The organism is Moorena sp. SIO4A1, from assembly GCF_010672065.1.
Lineage (GTDB): Bacteria > Cyanobacteriota > Cyanobacteriia > Cyanobacteriales > Coleofasciculaceae > Moorena.
Map to the genome: position 1 here is coordinate 1 of NZ_JAAHHX010000973.1, position 1,123 is coordinate 1,123.

At 44.4% G+C, this 1,123-nt stretch carries 1 protein-coding gene; it reads left to right on the forward strand.

The genetic code is table 11. The annotated features are described in order from the left end of the window. Window positions 1–255 (forward strand): hypothetical protein (locus F6K53_RS44550; RefSeq protein WP_293087412.1); only part of this gene is annotated, 255 nt, incomplete at its 5' end. Between the last annotated feature and the right edge of the window lie 868 nt (window positions 256–1,123).

Below are 1,123 nucleotides of genomic sequence, written 5' to 3' on the forward strand. Positions count from 1 at the left end.
AAGCTTAGCTATGATTGCTCAAAACCGAACTTGAGTATTTATGCTCACTGCAAAATCGGGATGCACCCGTGCCTAGTAATGCGATCGCTAGCTAATTTTTTCGTTGGTGGGCAGTGCCTAGTAATGCGATCGCTAGCTAATTTTTTCGTTGGTGGGCAGTGCCTAGTAATGCGATCACTAACTGTTATTATTGGTTTCAAGCACTGCCCACCCTACCTAACTATGACATTAAATAAAGACCAAATTATCAGGTAATATTTAACTGCTAATCTAACCCAAAAAATAAAAATTTTTACACATAACTGAGTATAAAATTTGCAAAATCAAATATTTGTAAATAAATGTAAAAAAAAAATTTTTTCTTGCATTTTTCCGATTATTTATGTATAGTATAAAAGGTGACGACTGAAACTAATAACCGCGCTGGATATGCCTCTTAACCATCCCCAGCGCGGCTTTCCTCCCAACCAAGTAGGAGCTACTTCCATAATGGCACCAAAAAATCACAATTATCTCTGTGGAATGGGCATCTGGTGGAATGGGCATCTTGCCCGTGACCATGATGGGCATCTGGTGGAATGGGCATCTTGCCCGTGACCATTATTTCCGGGCGGGCTGTCCCAACCAGGCGCGAAGAGGCGGAAAATCAGGGCAACCCTTGTGGTGGTGCGTTACGGGGCTACTGGCTACGACGTTGAATATGATGACAAGGCGCGCCCCTAACACCTCATAAGGGTAGGTTTTTTACAAAGACCTCAGGTGTGGGGTGTGGGGTGACCGGGTGTGGGGTGTGGGGGATAAGAAAGCGATGCAGCGCCGCTTTTTCGTTGTTTTCCTTTTCCTCTCCCTCTGGGTCGCCCCATGTTTGACCTTAATGTAAAAAATCTACCCCTGTGAGGCCCCTAACACACCCTACTTTTTGACCCTGGGGTATCTAATCCTCAATAATGCGTTCGCGTAGCGTGGCCAAAAGGCCAATCGCGTAGGCCACGCTACGCGAACGCAAACTGCTGAAACCTAGCCAGATTTGATGTAATATTTCCCCTATTACAAATTTGCGTGCTTATGGGTGGAATAATACAAAACTCCCCTTTGAATTAAGAATGGTGAATGTAGAATTTAG